Here is a 7,314-nt window from a genome sequence, read left to right as displayed (position 1 = left end):
TCCCACCACCAACTGCGGGTAAATGGTGCCCTCCTTGTAGGGGGCATAGGCGTGGGCGCAGATCGCTCGGGTGGTGTCCTGCCACTGTTGGAGCATCTGCCTGGGCAGCTTTTGCTTCAACTGGTCTGTGGATTGCTCCCAGGACTGACCAGCGCAGTAGCGCATCTCTACCGTGTTATCGCTAGGGCACTTGATCTTCTGTGCTTGGGCGTGGGCAGAACCAAGAGGCAGCATCAGGGCGCCAAGGAGTAACAGGTGCTTCATCAGATTTTGTTCGGTCTTGTTAGCAGGGTATGGATGCTTACTGCTATAGCCGACTGTCTTGGTGGCAAGGGACTCAATGAGCTCCTGGACTCTGCAATTCCACGTCTTGGCATTGCTGATGCAAATAAGTTCGCTTTGTCCAGCCACAATCTTTGCCAAGAATTAGATTACTGCCTTTCCACTCAAATACTTTTTTTAGCCTTAGGTTGAATGGGTGTTCAGTCGGGTCAAGAGTCCTGTAGTCCCCCGTCTTTATTTCTCTATTATTTATGGGTGAAAAGGGACTTCGCAGCTTTAGAAGAATTTTCCCGAGTGCGGATACGCATGGAATGTCATTAGTGATTAATGCATATTTAAAGTTTGGGAGAATTGACAAAATATCTTGAACTTCCTTCGTGCTTAAATGCATTAGTACGTCTTTGCAAACTAACAGTTCGGCGGATGGAAGTTCATTATAATCCTCTGGGAGATTGGCAAAGGAAACCCCGGATCGCGAAAATGACCGCTGATTATTTGTGATTACGTATTTAGATGCATCGATGCCAATATATGTTGCGCTGCCAAAGTCGAGAAATTGAGAAAACTGCCAGTCGCCGCAACCAAGGTCAACGACTGATTTAATATCGTGTTGACGAATAAACTCTTCTAGGAATATCTTGTAGGGTTCAGTTGCTTCAGGGGAGCTTCCGCCTCCTGACCCCTTGCCCCAGTATGAATTCTCATAAATCTTATCAAAAATATCTGGATCGCCAAATTTAAAACTCATAAAAGTCCGCAAATTCTGATCTTTTAATTTAGCACCTAAGATGATTTTATATTTGCAAATTATAATATTTACAGGGTTCCATGGCAAAAGTTTATGTTGTCGTCGTTCTCTGCTGTCTTAAGGCCCTTCCGCCTAGTCGCCAGTGCCCTCGTCGCCATCTTCGCGTCGTAGTGGAAGAAGTGCTTTGGGACGAGTTTGATTGAAGTGTCGCAGTTATTGCAGGCGGTTGTTTTGGCAACCTCATAGATACGCAACCATGGCGCCGCTACCCCTGCCGCTGTTCCTTCTTCCAGATCCGTTCCAGTGATTTGCGGAACTCGCCACCGCTTTGTGGACGTGCCAGGTCACGCCTCCAAAAGACGCTGCTAATCCACCACACCTGAAGACCACCAAAGATCAGGGCGACCAGGCCCAGTTGGATGTATCCCCAGTTCAGGTGCTCCATTGCGCCCGTTGCTGATTCTTCGCCCAGATGCGTTCAAGGGTCTTTCGGAACTCCTCTGTGCTCTTGCTCGTGCCCTCAGGGCATTTTCTAAGCTGAGCCGCCAGGCACCAAAACTTGATTCCTGCTGCGACGGCAAAGGCCAACCAGAGCACCAGCATCGATAGGGGCTGAGACATCACTGCCTGGCGCCTTGGGTCGAGCTGTCCTGGTGCCCGTGCTTCTGGTCGCAGTGGGCGCTGGCAGTTGTGCCCATCAGCAGCGTCGCAGCGGTCAGGGCGAGTAGCAGCAGGCGTTTCATCTGGTCTTGTTGGGGCTTGTGAGCAGGGTACGGGCGCTTTCTGCTGTTGGCGACTGCCTTGCCGCTAAGGGACTCCTTGGACTCATCGCCCCAGCGCGAATAGTGCAGGTGTATCTGCTTTCGTGATTACCCAGCTCACTCCGCGCAGTGCCGTCCAGTTCCAGAAAGGCCTCTCCCTGCATGAGTTCCAACGGCTCTACGGCACCGAGGAGCAGTGTGAGGCTGCTATGGAGAAGTTCTGCTGGCCCGATGGGTTCTGAAGTCCGCGTTGCCAATGTCACAGAATGGGCTGGTCTACGGCCGGCGGCTTAAGCGCTACCAGTGCCGATCCTGTGGGCATCAGGCCACGCTCACGTCCGGCTGTCAAGCGACATGCGGAATTGGTCCTCCGGCGACACGAAAGCTGGCCCACCCTTTGAGGCCGTAGCCCCGTCTTGTTGATGCCTTAGCCGGCGTCGGTTGCTCTTGCTCATCAGTCTTTGGGAAAGGGTGTGGATCGGGGCGGTCGGGTTGCTCATGGGCTCCCTTCCTCCCCGGTGGCGGGGCTGGTGCTCACCGCACTGCTTGTCTTGATCAGGCCGGAGCGACGTTTTTCCCGCAGGCGGTAGCTGTCGCCCCGAATCGTGAGCACATGGCTGTGGTGCAGCAGCCGATCGAGGATCGCGGTGGCGACGACCTGATCACCGAACACCTCGCCCCACTCCATGACGGGGCGGTTGGAGGTGATCAGCACGCTGCCGCGCTCATAGCGGCGGGAGATCAGCTGGAAGAACAGGTGTGCCGCATCGGGCTCCAGCGGCAGGTAGCCCAGCTCGTCGATGATCAGCAGCTTGCTCTTGCCGTACTGGCTCAGACGGCTTTCCAGTGCCGTCTGGTTATGGGCCCGGGCCAGGGTGGAGATCAGCTCCATCGCCGAGACGTATTGCACGGTGTAGCCCTTGCTCACCGCCTCACGCCCCAGGGCGACGGCCAGGTGGGTTTTGCCTACTCCAGGCGGACCGAGCAGCAGCAGGGTGTCGCCGTTGGCGACCCAGCGGCAGGTGGCAAGTTCCCGGATCTGGCCAGGATCCAGGGAGGGCTGGGCCTCGTACTCGAACCCCTCCAGCGTCCGCACGAACGGGAACTTGGCGATGCTCATTGCCATCGCGATTCGCCGCTGATCCTTGCGGGCGATCTCCGCCGCACACAGCCAGGTCAACGCCTCGCGCAGGTTCAGCTCCTTACGGGCCGCCTCCTCGAGCAGGTTGTCGAGCTGATCGCGAATGGCGGTCAATCGCAGGCGGCTGAGCATGTCGTCCAGCTCCTCTACGGGGATCGGCGGCATCGTGGCCATCGGCTGCAGGCGACGATCCGGTTGACCGGTTTTGGCGAGGCTCATGCCGCCACCTCCTCGCCCACCTCGGCGGCATAGACCGCTAGGGAGCGGGCCAGTTCTGAACTGCGCACCACCGCGGCCCGCCGCCGCGTTCCGCCCCCACAGGGCGGGGATGCGACTGAGGCGGACCCAACGCAACTGGCGCCATCGGCTGAGGGCAGTGACCGTTCGGCCAAGTCCTGCTGCGGCGCTGGCACCAGGCCATCCCAGTGCCCCCGCAGCACGGAGCGATGGCGTCGATTGGCCACCACGCGCTCATGTCGGGCGACGACACGGCCGCCATGGCGGATCAGCACCTGCTGATCGCGCAGCAGAACACTCACCCGCTGCTTGAGCAGCTTCCAGGGGACGCTGTACCAGTTGCCCTCCACCTCGACGCAGGCGTCGTTGTGGACCACCCGCACCAGCTCTCGTTCCGCCAGGAACGACGGCTTATGGGGCAACGGCTGCAGGGCAGCGGCCTCCTCCCGCTGGAAACGCACCACCGGCTGTTCACCGGTCGTTCCGTGGATGCGAACGTCGGCCACCTCCCGGCTCCAGTGCTCCAGGTGCGCTTCCAGCGCCTGCCAGCTGGCGAACTCCCGGCCGGCCACCGCATTCGTCTTGACGTAACCGACGCCGCGCTCGTCCTTCCCCTTGGTGCGGGCCCGGTAGGGCCGGCAGGCTTTGGGGATGAATCCCCAGTAGCGGGCAAAGGCATCGAGCCGCTCGTTGAAAATGAGCACTTGGCGCGATGGATCGTGCTCCTTGACCAAGGCGCGGGCGTTGTCAAACAACACCTCAGCCGGCACGCCCCGCCAGTGGCGGAAGGCCTCCTCCATCGCCAATAACCAGTGGACCTGGCGCTCGTGCCGGTAGGCCCGCACCACCAGCCGCCGCGAGTAGCCCAGGGTCAGCACGCACAGGTGCACCTTGACCCGTTCACCAGCGATGCGGGCAGAGGTCTCACCGAAATCCGCCTGCAGCTGCTTTCCCGGCGGCGTCTCAAACCGGACCGTCGCCAGCGCTGCAGCCCGCAGCTACTGCCGCCACTGCCCCACCGCCCGCTCCACGGTGCGCAGTGACACAACGATGCCCTTCTCGCTGGCCAGCTCCTGGGGCACCACATCGGCATTGCCTTTGTGAGCAAGGAACCGCTCCCTGAGCCAGTCGCACTGACCATCAAGAACGCCGATCCGGCGGGGTTTGCCGTACGTCTGCCAGCCTCCCTGCCGCCTGTACTTACGGACAGTTTCAGGCGAGCAGCCCAGCTCCTTGGCGATCCGCCTGCGGCCCCAGCCAGCTGCGGTGAGGCCAAGGATCACCTGGACATCCTCTGGTGTCTCCAACGCCGCATCCCGGGAGCTCTGCTCCAGAGGTGACAGCACCGCGGTCATGGCGCTGGGCCTGGTCAGGGGTTCGCAGAGGTGGGCCAGTTTTCGTGTCGCTTCTGGGCCATTTTTCGATGTCGCCTGACAGGTGTCAGCCGACATCGAAAACTGGACCAGCGCCGACACCAAAAGTGAGCCACCCGGAAGCGATGGGGGAGCCATTGCCGGCCGCGTCAGCGGCGGGTCATGGCGATTCCTTGCAACGGTCAGCGGCGGCGGAGAAACGATCGACAGCGGGTGTGGGCTTTGGGCTGGCCAAGGCGGCCAATGCCCATACAGCAGGGGGGATGGTCGCGCTGGAGGGCGTGATGGAAACCCCAGAGGAGGTGGCGGTGATGCGGCAGCTGCTGGAGAGGGGCTGGAGCCGGCGGCGGATTTCGACCGAGCTGGGCATCTCTCGTCACACGGTGAGCCGATACCTGGCCCTGGGGACATGGCAGCCGTACAGCACAGCGAACCGCGCTGGTCAGCTCGATGGCCACCGGGAGTGGCTGCAGCAGCAATTCGAGCAGCACCACGGCAACGCCGAGGTGGTGCGGCAGGAGCTGTTGAAACAGAAGGGGATCCGGGTGAGCCAGCGGACGGTGGAGCGTGCGGTACAGCCCTGGCGGGAGGCGCTGCGGCAGAGCGCGCAGGCGACGGTGCGCTACGAGACCAGGCCCGGAAAGCAGCTGCAGGCTGACTTTGGTGAGCTGTGGGTGCCGATCGGTGGGGTGCGGACCAAGGTGCATTTCTGCGTGCTGACCCTGGGGTACTCCAGGCGGCAGATGATCCGGGTGTACCGGCAGCAACAGCAGCGCCACTGGCTGCAGGCGCTGGAGGAGGCCTTCCGCTTCTGGGATGGGGTGCCCGAGCAGGTCCTAGTCGATAACGCCCGGGCGCTGATCACCCTGAACAACCCCAGAACGGGAGAACTGGTGATCAATCCCATCTTTGCCGCCTTTGCCCGGCACTGGGGATTCACGCCCAAGGCCTGCTGGCCGCACCGCCCGCAGACCAAGGGGAAGGACGAGCGCGGCGTGGGCTATGTGAAACGCAGTGGCCTTGCTGGACACCGCTTTGACACCTGGGGCCAGATGGAGAGCCATCTGGAATGGTGGAACCGGGAGATCGCCGATCTGCGCATCCACGGCACCACGGGCGAGCAGCCGCTGCTGCGTTTCCAGCGTGCGGAGGCCGGGGCGCTGCTGGCGCTGAATGGCAAACCGTCGTATCTGGCGGAGCAGGAGTTCAGCCGTCGTGTCGCCAAGGATTGCTGCGTCCAGGTGGAGGGCAACTGGTACAGCGTGCCTGCCGCACTGGTACGTCAGAACGTGATGGTGCAGATCCGTGATCAGCAGGTGCTGATCCGCCAGGGAGGCCGGATCGTGGCGCGCCATAGCCGCCAGGCGGCGAACCATCGGATCCGCCAGGTGATCGCCGGCCACTGGGCTGGACTGGTGCCGCAGCGGGCGATCGAGGCCGCTATCCAGAGCGAGACCACCGGCATGGCGGAGGTGGTGGCGCTGGAGTCAGTGCGGCGCTCGTCGCTGGCACGGCCCTTGAGCGACTACTCGGCTGTTGTGGCGGAGGTGGGCTGATGCCACGCAGCACGCAACAACCACCGGCGCCATCTCGCTCTGGCATGACTGCCGCTGAACTGGCCGAGATCCAGCGGCTGGTGGAGGATCTCGACGGGATGCTCTGCCGGCTGCGGCTGGGCGCGATCCGCGAGCAGTTGGACGGACTGCTGGAGGAAGCCGCCAGGCGGCAGCTGAATCTGCGCGAGGCCCTGGCCTGGCTCTGCGCCGCCGAGGTGGCGAGCAAGGAGCAGCGGCGGCTGTCGATGGCCATGACCATCGCCCACTTCCCCTTTGTACGCACGCTGGAGGGATTTGAGTTCGAGGCCCAGCCCTCGATCGATCCGGGCAAGATCCGTGATCTGGCCACCTGCCGCTGGGTCGCTAATGGCGACAACGTGGTGCTGCTCGGCCCACCGGGAGTCGGCAAGACGCACCTGGAGGTGGCGCTGGGCCGAGAGGCGGTGGCCCGTGGCTACACGGTGCAGTTCACCACAGCGATGGAGTTGCTCGGCGCCCTGGTCAAGGCGCAGCAGCAGGGAACGCTGGAGATGCGGCTGGCTCAGTACGCCAAACCGAAACTGCTGATCATTGATGAGCTGGGCTACCTGCCGCTCGAACCAGCGGCCGGGCACCTGTTCTTCCAGCTGATCTCCCGCCGCTATGAGCAGGGCAGCGTGCTGATCAGCTCCAACCGCCCGGTCGAGGAGTGGGATGAAGTGTTCGGCGATCAGGTGGTGGCGGCGGCGATCCTCGATCGATTACTGCACCACAGCCACGTGGTGACGATCCGCGGCGACAGCTACCGGCTGAGGGAGAAGCGCAGATCTGGACTGTTCCGCCCGCAGGCGGGCGGCTCCTCCTTGGCTGGTGTCGGCGGCTTACCGCCACCGACACCAGCCAAGGAGGTCTGAGGGGAAAACAGCCGGAGCAACCTCACCGGCATCAATGACAGACGACAACCAACGCAACCAGACAAGAAAACCATGAGCAAGCAGAGGCACCGCCGGAGCAGCCAAAGCGGAACCACTCCGGAAACAAGGCCCCAGACCTGCTCAGGGGTGGCGCAGTTTTCGGTGTCGGAAGTGGCTCAGTTTTCGATGTCGCTTGACAGCTTGCTCACGCAACAGTCAGAGATGCGTTGGGCGGCCAGTGCTCAGGCAGCAGTTCCACCCAGCGCACGCGATGCTCCAGAAATTCAGCCACCGGCTCCACTGCCCCGAAATGGAGCTGACGC

At 61.9% G+C, this 7,314-nt stretch carries 7 protein-coding genes and 1 pseudogene; 3 read left to right on the top strand and 5 right to left on the bottom strand.

The features are described from left to right. Positions 1–337: 337 nt before the first annotated feature. Positions 338–1,117 (bottom strand): methyltransferase domain-containing protein, encoded by a 780-nt coding sequence (locus KBY74_RS12715; protein ID WP_254943008.1) that lies wholly within the window; start codon positions 1,115–1,117, stop codon positions 338–340. A gap of 178 nt (positions 1,118–1,295) precedes the next feature. Beyond that, positions 1,296–1,475 carry a hypothetical protein gene (locus KBY74_RS12710; protein WP_254943007.1) on the bottom strand — a complete coding sequence of 60 codons (180 nt, stop codon included), beginning with the start codon at positions 1,473–1,475 and terminating at the stop codon, positions 1,296–1,298. A 423-nt stretch (positions 1,476–1,898) separates the two neighbouring features. Between KBY74_RS12710 and KBY74_RS12705 the strand changes: the two are divergent. Further along, positions 1,899–2,134, top strand: a pseudogene (locus tag KBY74_RS12705) (transposase); the annotation flags it as partial. Between the two features lie 153 nt (positions 2,135–2,287). Here the strand turns inward: KBY74_RS12705 and istB (KBY74_RS12700) are convergent. The 3 genes from istB (KBY74_RS12700) to KBY74_RS12690 are packed head-to-tail and all read right to left on the bottom strand — an operon-like array spanning position 2,288 to position 4,524. Then, positions 2,288–3,151, bottom strand: a complete 864-nt coding sequence (gene istB, locus KBY74_RS12700; protein WP_315859070.1) for an IS21-like element helper ATPase IstB — start codon at positions 3,149–3,151, stop codon at positions 2,288–2,290. Beyond that, a complete protein-coding gene (gene istA / locus KBY74_RS12695) occupies positions 3,148–4,152 on the bottom strand; it encodes an IS21 family transposase (protein ID WP_254943010.1) in 1,005 nt (334 codons plus the stop codon). Before istA (KBY74_RS12695) ends, istB (KBY74_RS12700) begins: the two co-directional genes overlap by 4 nt. A 15-nt stretch (positions 4,153–4,167) precedes the next feature. Then, positions 4,168–4,524: a helix-turn-helix domain-containing protein gene (locus tag KBY74_RS12690; protein ID WP_254943006.1), complete on the bottom strand. Its 357-nt coding sequence runs from the start codon at positions 4,522–4,524 to the stop codon at positions 4,168–4,170. Positions 4,525–4,667: 143 nt separating this feature from the next. Between KBY74_RS12690 and istA (KBY74_RS12685) the strand changes: the two genes are divergently transcribed. Further along, complete coding sequence (gene istA / locus KBY74_RS12685; RefSeq protein WP_254943005.1) at positions 4,668–6,098, top strand: IS21 family transposase; 1,431 nt, start codon at positions 4,668–4,670, stop codon at positions 6,096–6,098. Continuing rightward, on the top strand, positions 6,098–6,991 hold the full coding sequence (gene istB, locus KBY74_RS12680) for an IS21-like element helper ATPase IstB (RefSeq protein WP_315859069.1): 894 nt from the start codon (positions 6,098–6,100) through the stop codon (positions 6,989–6,991). The genes istA (KBY74_RS12685) and istB (KBY74_RS12680) overlap by 1 nt, the downstream gene beginning before the upstream one ends. Positions 6,992–7,314 lie beyond the last annotated feature (323 nt).

Origin of the sequence: Cyanobium sp. A1C-AMD (genome assembly GCF_024346495.1) — a bacterium.
In the GTDB taxonomy this organism is placed as follows: Bacteria; Cyanobacteriota; Cyanobacteriia; order PCC-6307; family Cyanobiaceae; genus Cyanobium_A; species Cyanobium_A usitatum.
The sequence above is the reverse complement of the archived record's forward strand: the minus strand, read 5'-3'. Positions and strand labels throughout refer to the sequence as shown.